This window comes from Cellulomonas chengniuliangii (assembly GCF_024508335.1).
Classification (GTDB): Bacteria; Actinomycetota; Actinomycetes; order Actinomycetales; family Cellulomonadaceae; genus Cellulomonas_A; species Cellulomonas_A chengniuliangii.
Genome location: NZ_CP101988.1, coordinates 2003638 through 2020281 on the forward strand (window position 1 = coordinate 2003638; position 16644 = coordinate 2020281).

At 73.3% G+C, this 16644-nt stretch carries 17 protein-coding genes; 8 read left to right on the top strand and 9 right to left on the bottom strand.

What is annotated here, in order from left to right:
- Window positions 1–8 precede the first annotated feature (8 nt).
- From NP064_RS09245 to map, 4 genes are all read left to right on the top strand, one after another.
- A complete protein-coding gene (locus NP064_RS09245; RefSeq protein WP_227569353.1) occupies window positions 9–548 on the top strand; it encodes a YbhB/YbcL family Raf kinase inhibitor-like protein in 540 nt (179 codons plus the stop codon).
- Window positions 549–601: 53 nt separating this feature from the next.
- Window positions 602–1174: a YbaK/EbsC family protein gene (locus NP064_RS09250; RefSeq protein WP_227569354.1), complete on the top strand. Its 573-nt coding sequence runs from the start codon at window positions 602–604 to the stop codon at window positions 1172–1174.
- 161 nt (window positions 1175–1335) lie between these two features.
- Complete coding sequence (locus NP064_RS16655; RefSeq protein WP_284439664.1) at window positions 1336–2367, top strand: hypothetical protein; 1032 nt, start codon at window positions 1336–1338, stop codon at window positions 2365–2367.
- A 13-nt stretch (window positions 2368–2380) separates the two neighbouring features.
- Complete coding sequence (gene map, locus NP064_RS09260; RefSeq protein WP_227569355.1) at window positions 2381–3151, top strand: type I methionyl aminopeptidase; 771 nt, start codon at window positions 2381–2383, stop codon at window positions 3149–3151.
- A gap of 174 nt (window positions 3152–3325) precedes the next feature.
- On the opposite strand, the gene NP064_RS09265 is transcribed toward map, so the two are convergent.
- The 7 genes from NP064_RS09265 to NP064_RS09295 all read right to left on the bottom strand — a co-directional run bounded on the left by NP064_RS09265 (window position 3326) and on the right by NP064_RS09295 (window position 11203).
- Window positions 3326–4183 (bottom strand): TrmH family RNA methyltransferase, encoded by an 858-nt coding sequence (locus NP064_RS09265; protein WP_372456364.1) that lies wholly within the window; start codon window positions 4181–4183, stop codon window positions 3326–3328.
- 67 nt (window positions 4184–4250) lie between these two features.
- Entirely contained in the window at window positions 4251–6269 is a 2019-nt protein-coding gene (locus NP064_RS09270; RefSeq protein ID WP_431355865.1) for an ABC transporter ATP-binding protein, read from the bottom strand.
- Window positions 6266–8005: an ABC transporter ATP-binding protein gene (locus tag NP064_RS09275; protein WP_227569357.1), complete on the bottom strand. Its 1740-nt coding sequence runs from the start codon at window positions 8003–8005 to the stop codon at window positions 6266–6268. The genes NP064_RS09270 and NP064_RS09275 overlap by 4 nt, the downstream gene beginning before the upstream one ends.
- Window positions 8005–8646: a TetR/AcrR family transcriptional regulator gene (locus NP064_RS09280; protein WP_227569358.1), complete on the bottom strand. Its 642-nt coding sequence runs from the start codon at window positions 8644–8646 to the stop codon at window positions 8005–8007. The genes NP064_RS09275 and NP064_RS09280 overlap by 1 nt, the downstream gene beginning before the upstream one ends.
- A gap of 104 nt (window positions 8647–8750) precedes the next feature.
- Window positions 8751–9995, bottom strand: a complete 1245-nt coding sequence (locus tag NP064_RS09285) for an SPFH domain-containing protein (protein WP_227569359.1) — start codon at window positions 9993–9995, stop codon at window positions 8751–8753.
- Between the two features lie 54 nt (window positions 9996–10049).
- The gene (locus NP064_RS09290) at window positions 10050–10502 is read right to left on the bottom strand and encodes an NfeD family protein (protein ID WP_227569360.1); all 453 of its coding nucleotides are present in this window, start codon (window positions 10500–10502) and stop codon (window positions 10050–10052) included.
- 29 nt (window positions 10503–10531) lie between these two features.
- Window positions 10532–11203 carry a TetR/AcrR family transcriptional regulator gene (locus NP064_RS09295; RefSeq protein ID WP_227569361.1) on the bottom strand — a complete coding sequence of 224 codons (672 nt, stop codon included), beginning with the start codon at window positions 11201–11203 and terminating at the stop codon, window positions 10532–10534.
- A gap of 190 nt (window positions 11204–11393) precedes the next feature.
- Here NP064_RS09295 and NP064_RS09300 point away from each other — a divergent pair, with 190 nt between their 5' ends.
- Complete coding sequence (locus NP064_RS09300; protein ID WP_227569362.1) at window positions 11394–11591, top strand: hypothetical protein; 198 nt, start codon at window positions 11394–11396, stop codon at window positions 11589–11591.
- A gap of 19 nt (window positions 11592–11610) precedes the next feature.
- Here NP064_RS09300 and NP064_RS09305 read toward each other — a convergent pair whose 3' ends face one another.
- Window positions 11611–12393, bottom strand: coding sequence for an ABC transporter ATP-binding protein (locus tag NP064_RS09305; protein WP_227569363.1), 783 nt, complete (start codon window positions 12391–12393; stop codon window positions 11611–11613).
- A gap of 64 nt (window positions 12394–12457) precedes the next feature.
- Here NP064_RS09305 and NP064_RS09310 point away from each other — a divergent pair, with 64 nt between their 5' ends.
- Window positions 12458–13246 (top strand): hypothetical protein, encoded by a 789-nt coding sequence (locus tag NP064_RS09310; RefSeq protein ID WP_227569364.1) that lies wholly within the window; start codon window positions 12458–12460, stop codon window positions 13244–13246.
- Window positions 13247–13256: 10 nt separating this feature from the next.
- Here NP064_RS09310 and glgA read toward each other — a convergent pair whose 3' ends face one another.
- Window positions 13257–14504, bottom strand: coding sequence for a glycogen synthase (glgA, locus tag NP064_RS09315; protein WP_227569365.1), 1248 nt, complete (start codon window positions 14502–14504; stop codon window positions 13257–13259).
- Between the two features lie 111 nt (window positions 14505–14615).
- Here glgA and NP064_RS09320 point away from each other — a divergent pair, with 111 nt between their 5' ends.
- Window positions 14616–15857 (top strand): glucose-1-phosphate adenylyltransferase, encoded by a 1242-nt coding sequence (locus NP064_RS09320; RefSeq protein ID WP_227569366.1) that lies wholly within the window; start codon window positions 14616–14618, stop codon window positions 15855–15857.
- Between the two features lie 99 nt (window positions 15858–15956).
- Window positions 15957–16631 carry a phosphoserine phosphatase SerB gene (gene serB / locus NP064_RS09325; RefSeq protein ID WP_255623831.1) on the top strand — a complete coding sequence of 225 codons (675 nt, stop codon included), beginning with the start codon at window positions 15957–15959 and terminating at the stop codon, window positions 16629–16631.
- The last annotated feature ends 13 nt before the right edge of the window (window positions 16632–16644 follow it).

The following is a 16644-nucleotide window of genomic DNA, read 5'->3' on the forward strand; positions in this document are numbered from 1 at the left end:
AGGTCTCGATGCCCGTCTCACTGACCCGCCCGCTCGCGCCGGAGCCCTACGCGATGCTGCCGCACGTCGCGTCGTTCGAGCTGGTGAGCGAGGACGTGCGCCACGGGGAGCCCTTGCCGGACGCCGTGCAGGCCCCTCCCGGGGGCGACGCCTCCCCGCAGCTGAGCTGGTCCGGCTTCCCGGCGGCGACGCGCTCGTTCCTGGTCAACGTCTTCGATCCTGACGCCCCGGGCGTCTCCGGGTTCTGGCACTGGGTGCTGGTGGACGTGCCCGTCACCACCACGTCGCTGGCGCGCGGCGCCGGGGCGCCCGACGGGACCCGTGTGCCGTCGGGGTCCTTCCACGTGCGCGGCGACCACGGCCTGGCGGGCTACGAGGGCGCCGCGCCACCGCACGGCGACCGCCCGCACCGGTACTACATCGCGGTGCACGCGCTGGACGTGGAGCGGCTCGGCGTGACCGTGGGCGCCATGCCGGGCGCCGTGTCGATCGAGGGCGTGCGGCACACGCTGGCCCGCGGCGTGCTGATGGGCACCGCGCAGCGCTGACCGGCGCCCCGGGCCGCCCTGCCCTCGCGCGGCGGGTTCGCTAGCCTCTCGCCATGACTGCCGTGACCCTCGGGACCCTGACCTGGCTGCGCGCCCTGGACCACCCTGAGCTCCTGGCCGAGAGCACGTTCGCGGTGCTCGGCGGCTGGGCTGCCGTCACGCCCGAAGTCGCGGACGCGGTGGTGGTGGCGGAGATCGACCCAGGCCTGGCGGACACCGCCGCGATGACGGAGGCGTACAGCCTGCCCCTGTCGGCGTCGGCCAACTGCGTGCTCGTCGCGGGCCGCCGCGCGGGCGAGGAGCGGGTCGCCGCGGCGGTGGTCCGCGCCACGACGCGCGCCGACGTGAACAACGCCGTCAAGCGGCTGCTGGACGTCCGCAAGGCGTCCTTCCTGCCGATGGACCGGGCCACGGAGGAGTCCGGCATGGAGTACGGGGGCATCACCCCGCTGGGCCTGCCCGACGGGTACCGCGTGCTCGTCGACGCCCGAGTCGCGGCCCCGGACCCGGCCGGCGACCTGGTGATCATCGGCAGCGGCCTGCGTCGCTCGAAGCTGGCGCTGCCCGGCGCCCTACTCGCCGCGGCGCCCGGCGCGGAGCTCGTGGACGGCCTCGCGCTGGCCTGAGCCCTGGGCTGGACCCCTCGCGGGCAGCTCGCATCTCGCTTGCATCTCTCTCGCACCCCAGCCGGGTTCCGCGTCGCAGCGCCGCCGCGCGGCAGCCGTGCCACGATGCAAGGGCGACGGCGCGACGCGTCGAGCGCATCGACGACGGTGGGAGGCGCCTCATGACCGCCCTGCTCCTGGTCCACGGTCGCGGCCAGCAGATGCCCCGCGGCATGGGCCGCGCCCCGGAGGACGTCGAGCGCCACGTCGACGCCTTGACCCGCCGCTGGCTGGGCGGGCTGGCGAAGGGCTCCGTCCTGGCGGGCGAGGGCCTCCCGCCGATCGACTCGGCCTACTTCCCCTTCTACGGCAACGACCTCGCGGCGCGGGTCGCCGAGCTGGACGCCGCGGGCGGCCCGCCGCCCGACCTGGCGGGCGGCGAGGACGTCACCGTGCTGAGCCAGCACATGCTGATCGACGCCGCCGAGGGCGCCGGGTACCGCGCGGAGGAGCGGCTCCCGCGGACGGGCGCCGACGGCATCGCCGCCGTGGCCGAGATGGAGGAGGTCCGCCGCACGGAGCAGCTCGTCCACCCCGAGGTCGAGTGGTCCGACTTCCTGCGGCTGCAGGTGGCCCGCTCGGCGCTGCAGTTCCTGGCCTCGAAGACGACGCTCGCGGAGTGGGTGATCGAGCAGTTCTACCGGGAGGTGGCGTACTACCTGGCCGACGCCGGGATCCGCACCCTGGTGCAGGGGGTGGTGCTGCGGTCGGTCGAGGCCGCGGTGCGCGACGGCCACACCGACCTGGTCGTGGTCGGCCACAGCCTGGGCAGCGTCGTGGCGTACGACGTCTGCCACAGCCTCCCCGCGGGCCTGGCCGTCCGCCTGTTCGCCACCACGGGCTCGCCGCTGGGCCTGCGCGTCGTGCGTCGTCGACTGGCCGGCCCCGGCGAGGGGTCTGAGCGGCGCCCGGTGCCCGGGGTGATCCACCCGTGGGAGCCGATGGCGCCCGCGTGGGTCAACGCGTACGACGTCCGCGACGTCGTCGCCCTGGTGCACCCGCTGGCGCCCCTGTTCACCGGCGGTGACGCGGCCATCCGCGACGAGCGGACCGACAACCCGTCGTCCCCGCACTCGGTCGAGGACTACCTGGCCGACCCGGACGTCGCCGGCCCTCTCGTCCGCGCGCTCACCGGCGCCGACCGGAGGCCATAGGAGAGGGCGAGTCATGATCGAGATCCTGGGCCCCGACGAGCTGGCCCGAGCGAAGCGGACGGGCGCCCTCGTCGGCGGCATCCTGCAGGCCCTCAGGAGCCGCGCCACAGTCGGCGCCAACCTGCTCGACATCGACCGCTGGGCCCAGCGCATGATCCTCGACGCTGGCGCGCAATCCTGCTACGTCGACTACGAGCCCTCCTTCGGGCGCGGGCCCTTCGGCCACTACATCTGCACGTCCGTCAACGACGCCGTGCTGCACGGCCTGCCGCACGACTACACGCTCGCCGACGGCGACCTGCTGAGCCTCGACCTTGCCGTGTCCCTCGACGGGATCGCCGCCGACTCGGCGATCAGCCTCGTCGTGGGCGCGTCGCAGCCCTCGGAGAGCGTCGAGATGATCCACGCCACCGAGCGGGCGCTGGCCGCCGGGATCGCCGCCGCCCGCCCAGGCGCCCGCATCGGCGACATCTCCCACGCCATCGGCACGGTGCTCAGCGAGGCCGGGTACCCCATCAACACCGAGTTCGGCGGGCACGGCATCGGATCGACCATGCACCAGGACCCGCACGTCACCAACGCCGGGCGGCCCGGCCGCGGGTACACCCTGCGCCCCGGGCTGCTGCTCGCCCTCGAGCCCTGGGTCATGGCCGACACCGACGAGCTCGTCACCGACCCCGACGGGTGGACCCTCCGCAGCGCCACAGGCTGCCGCACCGCCCACAGCGAGCACACCATCGCCATCACCGACGACGGCGCCGAGATCCTCACCCTGCCCGCGTAGGCGCCAGCGTGGTGGCGCTCTCCGGGCCCTGGCAGCGATCACGCCCTGCGGGCGCCTGTCACGCGGTGGCGTCGAGCGGCCCCGCAGGCAGGCGCCGGCGACACTGCGGGGGTCGGCCGCTGCCAGCGGCGTGTTGCCGTCGATCCCCGACTCGCGTCCCCCCGACGCGATGAGTCAGGACGTGGCGCGGGTGGCCCAGAAGGCGACCGCCGCCGCGGCGGCGACGTTGAGCGAGTCGACTCCCCCGGCCATCGGGATGCGCACGGTCAGGTCGGCCGCCGCGACGGTCGTCGGCTTCAGGCCGTGCCCCTCGGCCCCGAGGATCAGCGCGAGCCGCTCCGGGAGGTCACGCTCGAGCGCGTCGAGGCTGATCGAGTCGTCGGAGAGCGCGAGGGCCGCGGTGACGAACCCCGCGTCGCGCAGCGTCGCCATTCCGGCGGGCCACTCGTCGATGCGGGTCCACGGCACCTGGAACACCGTGCCCATCGACACCCGCACCGAGCGCCGGTACAGCGGGTCGGCGCAGCGCGGGGTGACCAGCACAGCGTCGACGCCCAGCGCCGCGGCCGAGCGGAACGCCGCGCCCACGTTCGTGTGGTCGACGATGTCCTCGAGCACGGCCACCCGGCGCGCCCCGCTGCCGTCGCGCGCCCCGCGCAGCACGTCCTCCACGGACGGCAGCACCGGCCGGTGCATCGCCGCAAGCGCACCGCGGTGCACGTGGAACCCGGTGATGGCCTCGAGCACGTCCGGCTCGGCGACGTACACGGGCACGCGCGTGCCGTCCTCGGGCAGGCCCGCGAGCATCTCCTCCAGGTCCGGCAGCCAGCGCGGGGAGACCAGCACGGACCGGGGCCGGTGACCGGCGTCGATCGCGCGGCGCAGCACCGTGGAGCTCTCCGCGATGTACAGGCCCTTGGCGGGCTCGTGCTTGGAGCGCAGCGCGACGTCGGTCAGGGAGACGTAGTCGGCGAGGCGCTCGTCGGCGGGGTCGGCGAGGGGGATGATCTCGGGCGCTGGCACGTGCTCCATCATCCCGCGCCTGACGCCCCGGCCCGGACCACCGTCCGCCCGGGGGCGTCGTCTCCCGTCGAGCGTCTCAGTCAAGCGCCGTGGCGGCGTCCGCGAACTGCGACGCGTACAGCCGCGCGTAGGCGCCCTCGGCCGCGAGCAGGTCCTCGTGCGTGCCCTGCTCGACGATCGCGCCGTGCTCCATGACGAGGATGACGTCCGCGTCGCGGATCGTGGACAGCCGGTGCGCGATGACGAAGGACGTGCGCCCGGCGCGCAGCGCGTTCATCGCCTGCTGCACCAGCACCTCGGTGCGGGTGTCCACCGAGGACGTGGCCTCGTCGAGCACCAGGATCGCGGGGTCCGCGACGAACGCCCGCGCGATGGTGAGCAGCTGCTTCTCCCCCGCGCTGACGTTCGCGCCCTCGTCGTCGATCACCGTGTCGTAACCCTCGGCGAGGGTCCGCACGAAGTGGTCGACGTGCGTGGCGCGCGCGGCCTCGACGAGGTGCTCGCGGGTGATCTCGTCGGCGGCGTAGGCGATGTTCTCCTCGATGGAGCCGCTGATCAGCCACGTGTCCTGCAGCACCATGCCGATCTGCGAGCGCAGGTCGTCCCGCGTCATCGTCGCGGTGTCGACGCCGTCGAGGGTGATGCGCCCTGAGTCGACCTCGTAGAACCGCATCAGCAGGTTCACCAGCGTGGTCTTGCCCGCGCCGGTGGGGCCGACGATCGCGACGGTCTGCCCGGGCTCGGCCACGAAGGACAGGTGCTCGATGAGCGGGTTCTCCGGGTCGTAGCTGAAGGACACGTCCTCGAAGGCGACGCGGCCAAGCACCGGGGTGGGCACCTGCGTGGCGGGGTCGGGGTCGGGGCTCTGCTCCTCGGCGTCGAGCAGGTCGAAGACCCGCTCCCCGGAGGCCACGCCGGACTGCAGCAGGTTCATCATCGAGGCGATCTGCGTGAGCGGCTGGGTGAACTGCCGCGAGTACTGGATGAACGCCTGCACGTCACCGAGCGTCATCGTCCCCGAGGCGACGCGCAGCCCGCCGATCACGGCGATGATCACGTAGTTGAGGTTGGACAGGAAGCCCAGCGCGGGCTGGATGATCCCCGAGATGAACTGGGCGCGGAACGACGCCTCGTACAGGTGGCCGTTCTCCTCCTGGAAGGTCGAGATCGCCTCGCGCTGGTGGCCGAACACCTTGACGAGCGCGTGCCCGGTGTACATCTCCTCGATGTGCGCGTTGAGCGTGCCGGTGCGCTGCCACTGCGCCACGAACTGCGGCTGCGAGCGCTTGGCGATCGCGGCGGTCACCACCACGGACAGCGGGACGGTCACGAGCGCCACCAGGGCCAGCAGCGGGGAGATCCAGAACATCATCGCCAGCACGCCGATCACGGTGAGCACCGAGGTGATCACCTGCGAGAGGGTCTGCTGCAGGGTCTGGGCGATGTTGTCGATGTCGTTGGTGACGCGGCTGAGCACCTCGCCGCGTGGCTGCCGGTCGAAGTACGACAGCGGAAGCCGCTGCAGCTTGGCCTCGACGGACTCCCGCATCCGGAACACGGTGCGCTGCACGATGCCGGCGGTCAGCCGCCCTTGCAGCCAGCCGAACACGAAGGACCCCACGTAAATCGCGAGGACGATCATCAGCACGTCCCGCAGGCGGGCGAAGTCGACGCCCTGCCCGGGGACCACGTCGGTGCCGGAGAGCAGGTCGGCGAACGTGTCCTCGCCGTTGGCCCGCAGGCCGGCGATCGCCTCGTCCTTGCTGACCCCGGGGGGCAGCCGGCGCCCGATCACGCCCTCGAAGATGATGTTCGTGGCCTCGCCCAGGATCTTCGGCCCGGTGACGACGAGCGCCACGGAGAGGACCGCGAGCACCACGGTGAGCGTCATCTGCAGCCGCTCGGGGCGCAGGTACCCGAGCAGCCGGGCCCCGGACCCGCGGAAGTCCATGGACTTCTCGGTGGGCATGCCGAGCCCTCCCATGGGGCCGTGCCCGCCGCCGTGCGGACGGCCTGCGGGCCCTCGCCCGCTCGCGTGCTGCTGGCCGTCGGGCTGGTCGCCGCCGGCCGCCGGGGCAGGTCGCTGCGCGCTCACGCCGCCGCCTCCTCTTCGCTGATCTGGGAGTAGACGATCTCGCGGTACGTCTCCGAGGTCTCGAGCAGCCCTTCGTGCGTGCCGCGCGCCACGATGGCCCCGCCCTCCATGACCACGATCTCGTCGGCGTGCCGGATGGTCGCGACGCGCTGCGCGACGATCAGCACCGTGGCGTCGCGCGTCACGGGCACGAGCGCGGCGCGCAGGGCGGCGTCGGTGGCGAAGTCGAGCGCCGAGAACGAGTCGTCGAACAGGTAGATCTGGGGGCGGCGGATGACGGCCCGGGCGATGGCCAGGCGCTGGCGCTGGCCGCCGGAGACGTTCGAGCCGCCCTGCGCCACGGGGGCGTCGAGCCCGCCGGGCATCTCCTCGACGAAGTCGCGGGCCTGCGCCACCTCGAGGGCGTGCCACACCTCCTCGTCGGTGGCGTCCGGCTTCCCGTACCGCACGTTCGAGCCAACCGTCCCGGTGAACAGGTACGGCTTCTGCGGCACCAGCCCGATGGCCGACCAGAGCTGCTCGGGGTCGAGGTCGCGCACGTCCACGCCGCCCACCGTCACCGAGCCGCCGGTGGCGTCGAACAGCCGCGGCACCAGGCCGAGCAGCGTCGTCTTCCCGGCCCCCGTGGAGCCGATGACGGCGGTGGTCTGGCCGGGCCGGGCGTCGAGGTCGATGCCGTGCAGCACCGGGTGCTCGGCGCCGGGGTACCGGAACTCGACGTCCCGCAGGCGCAACCGCCCTCGCTCGGCGGGGACCAGCGGGACCGGCCGTGCGGGCGGCTCGACGGACGTCCGCGCGTCCAGCACCTCGCCGACCCGCTCCGCGGACACCACGGCCCGCGGGACCATGATGAACATCATCGTCGACATCATCACGGCCATGAGGATGTAGGCGATGTAGCTCAGGTAGGCGACGAGCGATCCGACCTGCATCTGGCCGGTGTCGATGCGCCCGGCGCCGAACCACAGCACCGCCACGCTCGTCGCGTTCATGATCAGCATGACGAGCGGGAACATCAGCGCCATGATCTTGCCGACCCGCAGCGAGGTGTCGAACAGCGCGGTGTTGGCGTCCGCGAACCGGCGGCCCTCCTGCCGCTCGCGGACGAACGCCCGGATGACGCGGATGCCGGTGATCTGCTCGCGCAGCACGCGGTTGATGGTGTCGATGCGCTTCTGCATGACCCGGAACTGCGGGACCATGCGCGCCACGACGAACCCGATCACCACGCCGAGCACGGGCACGGCGACCAGCAGCACGGCCGAGAGCCCCACGTCCTCCTGCAGGGCCATGATCACGCCGCCCACCAGCATGATCGGGGCCATCACCATGACGGTGAACGTCAGCAGCACCACCATCTGGATCTGCTGCACGTCGTTGGTGGTGCGGGTGATGAGCGTGGGCGCCCCGAACTGGCCGACCTCCCGGGCCGAGAACGTCTGGACGTGCGTGAACAGCCCGGCGCGCAGGTCGCGGCCCAGCGCCATGGCGGCGGTGGCGCCGAAGTAGACGGCGGCGATGGCGCACACGACCTGGAGCAGGCTGACGGCGAGCATGATGCCGCCCTCGCGCAGGATGAAGGCGGTGTCGCCTGCCGCGATGCCGTCGTCGATGATGTGCGCGTTGAGACTCGGCAGGTACAGCGTCGCGATGGTCTGGACGAGCTGGAGCGCGATGGCGGCGACGACTGCCCGCCGGTACGGCCGGAGATAGGCCCGGAGCAGCCGCGCGAGCATCACGCCTCCCCGGGGATCACGAGCCCGTTGAGGGCGATGTCGACGAGGTCGTCGGCCTTCAGGCTGACGCCATCGCCCCACATCCCCGTCCGCTGCGTGGAGAGGACGAGCGCGAGCAGGACGTGCGCGCACTCCTGCGGCGGGCGGCGCAGCTCGCCGGCGTGGGCCGACAGCAGCCTGGCCATGGCCCCGACGACCGGCTCCATCGCCGGGTGCCGGTGGCGCCCGCCGCCGGGCGGCGCCCCGTGCGCGTGCGCGTTGGCGGGGTGCGGGCCGCCCGGCAGGTGGTGGGCCACCACGAGCAGGTCCACCACCTGCCGCGCGCGATCCTGCATCAGGCGCACCGCCTCGCGCAGGGCGGGCCGGAGGGGCTCGTCGTCGGGGATCGCGGCGATCTTGGCGACCACGTCCGCCGGGTCGAGCGCGTGGGCGACCGCGGCGCGCACCAGCGTCTCCTTGTCGGGGAAGACCCGGAACAGCGTGCCCTCGGCGACACAGGCGGCGGCGGCGAGCTCGCGCGTCGTCACAGCGGCGCCCCGTTCGCGGAGCAACGGGCCCACGGCTTCGAGGATCGCGGCGCGCCGGTCGTCGGGTGCCATCGCGGGCGCGCGGCCGGAGCGGGCGGAGGAGCGTACGGGCATGCCGCCCATGCTAAATGAGTGAGAACTCACTCACAACCACATTCCCGCGACGCCCCGATCGCCCCGGCCCTGCCCCGACGCCGGCAGACCGGTCGTCGACCGGGCTAGCGGTCGCCTCCCTCCCCTGGCTCGGCCGGGGGCACGATCGGGTCCACGTCCTCGAGTGGTTCCGACGGTGTGAGCGGCGCCGCCTCGGGACGCGGCTCCGGCGTCACGGAGGGCTCCTCGCGCCGCGGCACGACGGGACGCTGGCCGAGCTCGGCCGACGGGTCGAAAGGGAGCCCGCTGAGCGTGCCCGCGCTCGTGGCATCCTCCGTGGCCGCCTGCGAGTCCCGCCGAGCCTCGGCGAGCGCCTCCGCGGGGTCCTTGAGCGCCACCGACGGCAGCCCGGAGGCCATCGGCTCGGAGGACTCCTGAGTGTGCTGCCCTCCCCCGCCGGACGGCGGCGTCCCGCCCATCCCGGCGAACCCCTGCACGAACTGCCCCAGGGCGCCGGTCAGCTCCGAGGGGATCACCCACACCTTGTTGGCGGGACTGGAGGCCACCTTCGGCAGGGTCTGCAGGTACTGGTAGGCCAGCAGCTTGGGGTCGGCGTCCCCGCGGTGCACCGCGTCGAAGACCTGGAGGATCGCGCGGGCCTCGCCCTCGGCGTTGAGGATGGCGGCCTGCGCCGAGCCCTCGGCCCGAAGGATCGCCGCCTGCTTCTCGCCCTCGGCGGTGAGGATCTGGCTCTGCTTGACGCCCTCCGCCGTCAGGATCGCCGCGCGACGGTCCCGCTCGGCGCGCATCTGCTGCTCCATCGAGCCCTGCACGGAGGCGGGCGGGTCGATCGCCTTGAGCTCGACCCGGTTGACGCGGATGCCCCAGCGCCCGGTGGCCTCGTCCAGCACACCGCGCAGCTGCCCGTTGATCTGGTCGCGGCTGGTGAGCGTCTGCTCGAGGTCCATCGAGCCGATCACGTTGCGCAGTGTGGTGACGGTCAGCTGCTCGATGCCGGTGATGTAGTTGGCGATCTCGTAGACCGCGGACTTGGGGTCGGTCACCTGGAAGTAGATGACCGTGTCGATGCTCACGACCAGGTTGTCGGAGGTGATGACCGGCTGCGGGGGGAACGACACCACTTGCTCGCGCAGGTCGACGGCGGCTCGCACGCGATCGACGAAGGGGATCAGCAGGTGCAGCCCGGCGTCGAGGGTGCGCGAGTACCGCCCGAGCCGCTCGACCACCACCGCGACGGCTTGCGGCACGATCCGCACCGCCCGCGCGAGCGCCACCACCACGAAGATGACGACTAGGCCCAGCACGATCAGCCCCAGCACCTGCCCGGGGTCGAGGTTCTCGTCGAACACGATCCGACCTCCTCGTCAGGCCGCCCGCTCGTCAGACGGCTGGCTGCGCCCCGCTCACATGCGCGGTGCGTCCTGCTCCGCGATCACCACCGCGGTGGCGCCGTCGATCCGGCTGACCAGCACCTCGTCCCCCGGCCGGAAGACGGCCCCCGCCCGGTCGGCCCGCGCCGACCAGACCTCGCCCGCCAGCTTGACCCGGCCGCCCGCGTCGGTGGTCGGCGCGAGCACCACCGCGGTGCGCCCGACCAACGCGGCGGCATTCGTCTCTACCAGCGTGGTGCGCGTCCGCAGATGCCGCAAGAGCCACGGCCGTAGCGCGAAGAGGAGCACCACCGCGACCCCGGCGGCCACGATGATCTGCACCGGGATCGAGGCGCCCAGCGCGTTCGCGACCGCGCCGGCGATCGCGCCGCCGGCCAGCATGAGGAAGATCAGGTCGAGCGAGATCATCTCGGCGATGCCGAGCAGCAGTCCGCCGCCCACCCACCACAGCCATCCGCCGTTCATCGCGACCTCCGCTCTCGCCGGTCTCCCGGCTATCGCTGCCGCGCGGCTGCCCGGTGGGCCCACGGGCGCCGTTCGGGCTGGCTGGCCGCCCGGCCGAGCCGATCCTCGACCGCCACCAGCGCCCGCTCGTACACAGCGTCGTCCCCGTGCAGCAACGACAGCGTGTTGGCCATCTCGAGCAACGAGGTGAGCTCGAACTCGAGCTGGTCGACGTCTGTCCCCTCGACCATATCCCCGGAGTCCACCGCCCTGGCGGCGATGGAGCGGACGTGCCGAGACCAGGCGGCGTACGAGTCGACGACCGCGGCCCGCACGGGCCCGGTGCGCGAGTCGAACTCGGCCGTGACCGCCGAGAAGAAGCACCCGCCGGCGAACACCCGGGCGCGAGAGTAGTCGAGCCACAGGGAGCACAGCGCGTGCAGGCGGTCGAGCCCGTCGGGCGCCTCGCGCGCCGGGCCCACCACGTGCTCGACGAAGACGGCACGTGCGGCCTCGATGGTGGCGAGCTGCAGCGACTGCTTGGAGCCGAAGAGCGTGAAGATGCCGCTCTTGCTGACGCCGACCTCGCTGGCGAGCCGCCCGAGGGAGAGCTCTGCCAGCCCGTCCGTCGACGCGATTTGCACGGCACGCGACAGCACCGCCGCCCGGGTGCGGTTGCCCCGTTCGATACGTCCGTCGGGGCGGTCTCCGCTCTCGGCCATGCGGCGACGCTATCCGCCGGGCCAGCGCGCGTGCAATCATCCGAACGCACGACCGTGCGGGTTTTTCACCGCGCCACGAGGCCTCGATGAGCCCTATGGACCCGCGCCGCAGCGCACGCCGAGCCCTGCGCCTCGGCGCGGCCTCGAGCGCACGCTGCACCCGATAGACGACCCGTGGCGCTCGCTCGCGGTGGACCGCGGCCTCCGCGACCCGCAGATCCCCGTGCTCGTCGTGCACGACCACCACGTCGTGCCCGCGCACGCCCACCGCATGCTCGCCGCCCACGCGGGGTCCGGCGAGCTGCTCACCACCCGCGGCCTCGATCACCAGCGCATGCTCGCCGAGCCGCAGATCGTCCAGGCGGTCGTGGACTTCGCGGCCGCCTGACGGACGGCCTCTCTCGCCGTCAGGCGGCGCGCGCAGCCCAGCGCTCGCCGTGGCGGTCCACCACGAGGTCGATGCCGAAGGCCGACGAGAGGTTCTCCGGCGTGAGCGTCTCCTCGATCGGGCCGGCGGCGTGCACCCGGCCGTCGCGCAGCAGCATCAGGTGCGTGAAGCCCGGCGGGATCTCCTCGACGTGGTGCGTCACCAGCACCATCACCGGGGAGCGGCGGTCGCGTGCCAGCTCGGCGAGCGCGCCGACCAGCTCCTCGCGCCCACCGAGGTCGAGGCCCGCGGCAGGCTCGTCGAGCAGCAGCAGCTCGGGGTCGGTCATCAGCGAGCGCGCGATCTGCGCCCGCTTGCGCTCCCCCTCGCTCAGGGTTCCGAACCGGCGGTCCGCCAGGTGCGCCACGCCGAAAGCGGCCATCAGGTCCGTTGCCCGGCCCTCGTCGAGCTTCTCGTAGGACTCGCGCCACCGGCCCGTCACCCCGTAGGCGGCGGTGAGGACGACGTCCCGCACCAGCTCGCCCGCGGGGATCCTGTCCGCGAGCGCGGCGCTGGACAGCCCGATGCGCGGGCGCAGCTCGAACACGTCGACCCGCCCCATCCGCGAGCCCAGCAGGTCCGCCGTGCCCGAGGAGGGGTGCATCCGACCGGCCGCGATCTGCAGCAACGTCGTCTTGCCGGCGCCGTTGCGCCCCAGCACCACCCACCGCTCGCCGTCGCGCACGGTCCACGACACCCCGTCAAGGATCGTCGTGGCGCCACGCCGGATGGACACGTCCTGCAGGTCGAGCACGTCACTCATGGGCATAGACCCTAGTCGGGCCCGCTGCGGCCGGGGAGCACGCGAGGCGTCGTAGGTTGGTGCGATGGATCACTCCGGGCTGGCGTTGCCGCGATCGGTCGTCCTCGCGCTCTGGCTGCAAGAGGTGGGAGCGGGCTCGGCGCCCGTCCGCCGACTCCTCGAGGCGGTGCAGGGCGACGACGAGCCGCATGCGGTGCGGGCCTCGGGCGAGGCGGTGGAGCTCGGCTCGACGCTGTCCGAGCTGGTGGCCGCGTGGGCCTCGGGCCCGCGGGCTGTCGCCGCGGTGCTCCCCGCGCCGGGCGACCCCTCGGGCGTGCCGAGCGTCGTGTCGAGCGCGGCCACCCACTGCGGCGAGTGCGTGCTCGTCCACACCGACCAGGGCGCGTGGGCGGCCGTGCCGGAGGTCGAGGCTTTCGGCTCGGTGTACGAGCAGGGCCACCTGGTGACGTGGGACGTCCAGCCGGTGCCCGACTGGCGCACCGCCTTCGCAGGCCAGGTGGGCTCGCTCTCCGAGTCGGAGACCGAGCTGCGGATCGCGCTGACCCAGGCCACCGAGGCGCTGGCCTCGCTCGACGTCGCACGGTGGCGCCCTGACGCGGCCGACGCGATCGCGGCGCTGCGCACCGGCGTCGACCCGGGCTGGCTGCTGCCCGACGGCATCGACGGGCGCCGGGTGCGCGTGCTGGGCAGCGCAGCCCGGCTGCGGGCCATCGTCGACCTGGCCACCGCCGACGACGGCGGCGCGGTGAACCTCTGGCAGGCGGACCAGCGGTCCACGGCCCTGCGCGAGGTCGACCGGGCAGCCCGTCGGGCGATGTCGGCCGCCACCCAGCAGCAGCCGGCGCGTCCCTGACCGCGGGACGTCAGCCGGGGAGCACCGAGCGGTACACCTCCAGGGTGCGCTCGGCGACCGCGTCCCAGGAGAAGTGCTCCTCGACGCGGACCCGCGAGGCCACGCCCATCTGCGCGGCCCGCTCCGGGTCCCCCACCGCCCGCACGAGCGCGGCGCCGAGGTCGGCCACGAACTTCTCGGGGTCGACCGGGGCGCCGGTGCCGTCCTGCACCTGGTCGATGGGCACGAGCACGCCCGTCACGCCGTCGTCGACGACCTCGGGGATGCCCCCGGTGGCGGTGCCCACCACGGGCAGCCCCACCGCCATGGCCTCCAGGTTGACGATGCCGAGCGGCTCGTACACCGAGGGGCACACGAACACCGTGCCGCTCGCGAGCACCGCGACGAGGTCGGGGCGCGGGAGCATCTGCTCGATCCACACCACGCCGTCGCGCTTGGCCCGCAGGTCCGCCACGAGCCCGCTGACCTCGGCCGCGATCTCGGGGGTGTCGGGCGCGCCGGCGCACAGCACGAGCTGGACCTCGGGCGGCAGCGCCTCGGCGGCGCGCAGCAGGTAGGGCAGGCCCTTCTGCCGGGTGATGCGCCCGACGAAGACCACCGAGGGGCGATCCGGGTCGATCCCCAGCCCGCGGACCACCGCGTCCGCGCGGGCGAGATCCTCAGCGTCGGTCGGGCGCTGCCAGCCGTCGAGGTCGATGCCGTTGTGCACCACGTGCACGCGGGCCGGGTCGATCTGCGGATAGCTGCGCAGGATGTCCTCCCGCATGCCCGCGCTGACCGCGATGACCGCGTCGGCGGACTCGAACGCGGCGCGCTCGGCCCAGCTCGACAGCGCGTAGCCGCCACCGAGCTGCTCGGCCTTCCACGGCCGCAGCGGCTCGAGGCTGTGCGCGGTCACGACGTGCGGGATGCCGTACTGGAGGGCGGCCAGCCGCCCGGCGAGGTTCGCGTACCAGGTGTGCGAGTGGACGAGCTCGGCGGGGCCGTCCACGTCGTGCTCGGCGATCCGGTCGCCCGGCCGGCCCACCGCGTCGGCGATCTCGAGGTCGACGCCGAACGTCGCCAGCGCCGGGTTCGCCTCCGCCAGCTCGACCGGGACCGTGTGGCCGACCACGCCTGGCTCGGCCCGCCCCCCGTCGAAGCACTGGACCCGCACGTCGATGCTGCGCCGCAGGACGGCCGCGAGCTCGGCCACGTGCACGCCCGCCCCGCCGTACACGTGAGGCGGGTACTCCCGGGTCAACAGGTCGATCCGCACGTCCATCCCCTCCCCGTGGGCAGGGGATCCGCCCGGCCCGACTGTGCGACACGCTAGCGCGTCGGGGCGTCCACCTCGCCCTGGGCGGTCCCCTGGCCCTAGGGTCATGTCATGGCAGCGCCGCGCATCCTCGCGATCGTCCTTGCAGGTGGAGAGGGCAAGAGACTCATGCCCCTGACCGCGGCCCGGGCCAAGCCCGCCGTGCCGTTCGGTGGCATCTACCGCCTGGTCGACTTCGCCCTCTCGAACCTCGTGAACTCCCACTACCTGCACATCGTCGTGCTCACGCAGTACAAGTCCCACAGCCTCGACCGCCACGTCACCAAGACGTGGCGCATGTCCTCGCTGCTCGGCAACTACGTCGCCCCGGTGCCCGCGCAGCAGCGCGTGGGCAAGCACTGGTACCTCGGCAGCGCCGACGCGATCTACCAGTGCCTGAACATCATCGACGACGAGCGGCCGGACATCGTCGTCGTGGTCGGCGCGGACCACGTGTACCGCATGGACTTCTCCCAGATGGTCGACCAGCACATCGCCTCGGGCGCCGAGCTGACCGTCGCGGGCATCCGCCAGCCCATCGCGATGTCCGACCAGTTCGGCGTCATCGAGACCTCCGCGGACGACCCCACGCGCATCACGGCGTTCCGCGAGAAGCCGACCGACCCGGTCGGCCTGCCGGACTCGCCGCACGAGATCCTCGCCTCGATGGGCAACTACGTCGTCAACACCGACGCGCTGGTGCGCGCCGTCACGGCCGACGCGGAGAACCCGACCTCGCGGCACGACATGGGCGGCGACCTGGTGCCGGCCTTCGTCGAGCGCGGGACCGCCGGGGTCTACGACTTCATCCGCAACGACGTGCCCGGGTCGACGCCGCGCGACCGGGACTACTGGCGCGACGTCGGGACGCTCGACTCGTACTACGACGCGAACCAGGACCTCATCTCGATCGAGCCGGTGTTCAACCTCTACAACTACGAGTGGCCGCTGCACACCGGCTACACGGGCCTGCCGCCCGCCAAGTTCGTCCACGCGGGCGCCGGGCGCCTCGGCCACGCGGCCGACTCGCTCGTCTCCCCCGGCGTGCTCGTGTCCGGGGCCACGGTGTCCGGCTCGGTGCTGTCCCCCGGCGTGTACCTGCACTCATGGGCCCAGGTCACCGACTCAGTGCTGATGGACGGCGTGCAGGTCAACCGGTACGCGCAGGTGCACCGGTCGATCCTCGACAAGAACGTCGTGGTGCCGGAGCGCGCCCGGGTCGGCCTGGACCGCGAGCATGACCTAGCGCGCGGATTCACCGTGACCGAGTCGGGCATCACCGTGGTGCCGAAGGGGACGATCATCGAGGCGTGAGGGCCACCGCGGCGGCGGGCCCGGGCAGGGCGGGATCCGGGTCGTGGTCGATGGCCGCGTGGCCCGAGCATGGCGCACTACCCTGCCCGGGTGAGCACGCTGGCTGACGCCCTGAACACCCCCGCGCCCTCGAACCCGCCCCGGCTCGTGGTGATGGACGTCGACTCGACGCTCATCACGGCGGAGGTGATCGAGCTGCTCGCCGCGCGATCGGGCTCGCTCGAGGCCGTCGCGGACATCACCGACCGGGCGATGCGCGGGGAGATCGACTTCACCGCCTCCCTGCACCAGCGTGTGGCGACGTTGGCCGGGCTCACCACCGACGTCTTCGCGGAGGTGCTGGCGGAGGTCGAGCTGACCCCCGGGGCGGTCGAGCTGGTCGCCGAGCTGGACGCCCGCGGCTGGCCCGTCGCCCTCGTCTCGGGCGGCTTCGTCGAGGTCGTCGCCCCACTCGCCGCGAGCCTGGGCATCAGCCTGTTCCGGGCGAACGGCCTCGAGGCGCGTGACGGCGTGCTCACCGGGCGCGTGCGGGGCCCGGTGATCGACCGGGCCGCCAAGGCGCTGGCGCTGCGCGAGTTCGCCGCGGAGTCCGGCATCGCGCTCGACCAGACGATCGCGATCGGCGACGGCGCGAACGACCTGGACATGCTGGACCAGGCCGGTTTCGGGATCGCCTTCAACGCCAAGCCGCTCGTGTGCGGGCAGGCCGACGCCGTGGTCCGCGGGCGGCTCGACGACGTGCTGGCCCTGCCGCCGTTCACGCGAGCCGGCTGAGGCCAGCCCTCGC

Excerpts from the sequence above, each read along its gene's own strand:
- NP064_RS09310 (WP_227569364.1), top strand. The coding sequence starts at position 12,458 with ATGGATCACTCCGGGCTGGCGTTGCCGCGATCGGTCGTCCTCGCGCTC.
- NP064_RS16655 (WP_284439664.1), top strand. The coding sequence starts at position 1,336 with ATGACCGCCCTGCTCCTGGTCCACGGTCGCGGCCAGCAGATGCCCCGC.
- NP064_RS09265 (WP_372456364.1), bottom strand. The coding sequence starts at position 4,183 with ATGGAGCACGTGCCAGCGCCCGAGATCATCCCCCTCGCCGACCCCGCC.
- NP064_RS09275 (WP_227569357.1), bottom strand. The coding sequence starts at position 8,005 with ATGCTCGCGCGGCTGCTCCGGGCCTATCTCCGGCCGTACCGGCGGGCA.
- NP064_RS09320 (WP_227569366.1), top strand. The coding sequence starts at position 14,616 with ATGGCAGCGCCGCGCATCCTCGCGATCGTCCTTGCAGGTGGAGAGGGC.
- NP064_RS09250 (WP_227569354.1), top strand. The coding sequence starts at position 602 with ATGACTGCCGTGACCCTCGGGACCCTGACCTGGCTGCGCGCCCTGGAC.
- NP064_RS09305 (WP_227569363.1), bottom strand. The coding sequence starts at position 12,393 with ATGAGTGACGTGCTCGACCTGCAGGACGTGTCCATCCGGCGTGGCGCC.
- NP064_RS09280 (WP_227569358.1), bottom strand. The coding sequence starts at position 8,646 with ATGCCCGTACGCTCCTCCGCCCGCTCCGGCCGCGCGCCCGCGATGGCA.
- NP064_RS09295 (WP_227569361.1), bottom strand. The coding sequence starts at position 11,203 with ATGGCCGAGAGCGGAGACCGCCCCGACGGACGTATCGAACGGGGCAAC.
- NP064_RS09245 (WP_227569353.1), top strand. The coding sequence starts at position 9 with ATGCCCGTCTCACTGACCCGCCCGCTCGCGCCGGAGCCCTACGCGATG.
- map (WP_227569355.1), top strand. The coding sequence starts at position 2,381 with ATGATCGAGATCCTGGGCCCCGACGAGCTGGCCCGAGCGAAGCGGACG.
- NP064_RS09290 (WP_227569360.1), bottom strand. The coding sequence starts at position 10,502 with ATGAACGGCGGATGGCTGTGGTGGGTGGGCGGCGGACTGCTGCTCGGC.